The following is a 2,563-nucleotide window of genomic DNA, read 5'->3' as shown; positions in this document are numbered from 1 at the left end:
CGATCAGGGGAATCTACTGAGGCCTGGATACTTTTTTTAAAAGCAAGGCGCTTATCCGATTCGTATACCCAAGAATTTCCTGTTCCAGTTGTTCCAATTCTTTAGCGTTTCGAATCAAGCGATTTGGGTCTTTTTCCAGTTCTTTCAGGCAAGCATAGGCTTCATCAACAGTATTGCAATCTTCCGCTTTTTTCATCAGCACAGTCCATTTTTTTGATTGTTTCAGTTTAGCAAAAAATATCATGCTTTTTGCACTAAAAGATAGGCTTTTTTAAAACCGGGAAAATGGGAATGCGCCCTCTCAACTGTTTTATAAATTCATTGCCGGGCCGGTGAAAATAGATCCCGGTGTTTTTGCCCCCGGCCATCCCCCGGATAAACAGGTAAAAGACGCCGCCAAAATGATCCGCATAATTATAATCTTTCAGGCGTAAACTCAAATACCTGTCCAGAGCCCCAAGGTACAGATAATATTGCAGGATATAATCGTGGCTGATCATGGCCGCCCCAATCGCCCCGGGATGATAATCACTGAAACACGGCCCCAGGTAATTGGACTTGTAGTCCAGGATGTACCATTGATCTTCATGGCAGACCACAAGATCGATGAATCCTTTTAAAAACCCCTGGAACCCGGCTGCCTGCATGGATGTGACCCTGGTGCCGTAACCAGCCGTTTTTTCATCTTTTCCATTATTTTCAACCGTTTCAAACAGTTTGCCAAGGGCTGCCGGGTTAAACCGGTCCAGGGTAATATTAAACTCCATCTCCACCAGCCGGTGGGCCAGCGCAATCTGATCCAGGGAAAAACAACTGCCCTGCCCCGTATCAAGGGGGGCGGCCAAAATACCTTTGACAGCATCGCAGATATCGGGAACCGCCTTTGGCATGGTAAATCCAAACCGGTCAAGGTTGCTGACAACAGCCGGCTCAATGGTAGCAGGATCGCAAAAATCAATTTCTTCAAATACCTTGTGAAAAAAATCACCTGCCCCCGGTCCCTTGGGAAAGGTGGACAGGGGCACGATATCCATGGCAGGTGCGGCATCTCTCAAAAAAAAATCAGGATTTGGCTCCTGCCGCTCCTTTTGCCCGTCCTGTACAGGATCATAATTGTGCCCCGCAGCCAGGGCTGAATAGCTTGATATGCGCCATGCAGGGGATATCTTCCGGGTCATGGTTTTTGGAAAAAAATCAGTGTCCTGAACCGTTTGAGGATCAAAGAGGCCTTCGGGCAGGGTATCGGGTTTGAGCATGACGGCTTCAATGCTTTTGCCTGAGGTTTCACACAATTGTTCAAGATCTGCAAGCAGGGACTGGTCATCTCCCAGGCCACCGGAGTGCAAAAGCTGTCCCAGCGCCGAGCCTTCAATGCCCGCAAAACCGCCCCAAAAGATCCTTACACCGGCTGAGGCCCGGGTCAGGGCCACGTAGAGCAGACGCATATCCTCGGCAGCCCCTTCGTTCCGGTTTAGCTGCAGAGCACGTTCCCTGTTTTCCGAGCCCAAATCCAGCACCAGGGCATGATTGTCTTCCGGGTCATGGAATAAAACAGGTGAATTGTTATCCTTGCTGGTACCGGCGTGCCACAAAAAAGGCAGAAACACAAGGGGGTATTCAAGCCCCTTGCTTTTGTGGATGGTGACAATGGCCACGGCCCGGGCATCGCTTTCCAGGCGCAGTTCATCGGCGGTTGCCTGCCGGGTCTGTTCAAACAGCTGTTTTCGAAACCATTCAATCAGCAGGGCAATTTTAGACGGTGTCTCTTTACCCAGATTCATGGCAGCCTGGGCCAAAAGCTCCTTTAAATGAAACACATTGGTCAGTCCCCGTTCATCCATACGGGCACAGGGGCAAGGCAGGGCATCCTCCTGGTACAAAAGGGCTGTGATCATGGCGACAAAGCCTTTTTCCTCCCAGATCCGCCTGTAGCCTGCAAACCGGTCCTGCCATGTCCCTGCAAGGGTGTCATGGGTATTCATACGCCTTAAAAACGCCTCATCAGCCTGGTACACCGAAGAGACCAGAGCCGCCCTGATCAGGCCCATGTCCCCGGGCCTGGCCACGGCGCAAAGGATGTCATAAAGCTCCCGGGCCTGGACAGCGTCAAACACAGACCCGGTTCCGGATAAAAAGCAGGGGATACCCCGTTGAACAAGGGCCTGCTGCACAGCCTCGGCCTGGGCGTTGGTGCGCACCAGCACAGCCATATCCCCTGGTGTCACAGGTATTGCCGGGTCTTTATCATCCGAAGCGTCTTTGTCCAGCAGACAGATATGGGGATCCTTTAAAATGGAAAGCATATCCTTTGCAAGGATGTCTAATATGAGATCCTGGGCATCGGACTTATTTATTACACCGTTTTTGTTACCAGATACCCCTTGGGTGTCCACAACCAGAAATGTTGCCGGCGGGACAGGAACACCGTTGCAGACCAGCCGGTCAACGGCTGTGCCAGGTGTGCCCACCGGTAAAAAAGGAATGAGTTCGAACCCGAAGGGATTATCCTTTGATGAAAAAATAGTATTCACGGCCTGCACCATGGCCGGTGCTGAACGGTAGT

2 protein-coding genes are annotated in these 2,563 nt (G+C 51.0%); both read right to left on the bottom strand.

All coding sequences use genetic code 11. The annotated features are described in order from the left end of the window. Window positions 1–13: 13 nt before the first annotated feature. Entirely contained in the window at window positions 14–196 is a 183-nt protein-coding gene (locus AB7U36_RS22300; protein ID WP_428161796.1) for a hypothetical protein, read from the bottom strand. 58 nt (window positions 197–254) lie between these two features. Beyond that, window positions 255–2,563 (bottom strand): 3'-5' exonuclease (locus tag AB7U36_RS22295; protein ID WP_428161795.1); only part of this gene is annotated, 2,309 nt, incomplete at its 5' end.

This window comes from Desulfobacter sp. (genome assembly GCF_050177295.1).
The sequence above is the reverse complement of the archived record's forward strand: the minus strand, read 5'-3'. Positions and strand labels throughout refer to the sequence as shown.

What these genes read in the sequence shown, in the direction of transcription:
- AB7U36_RS22300 (WP_428161796.1), bottom strand. Translation starts at nt 196, where the DNA reads ATGAAAAAAGCGGAAGATTGCAATACTGTTGATGAAGCCTATGCTTGC.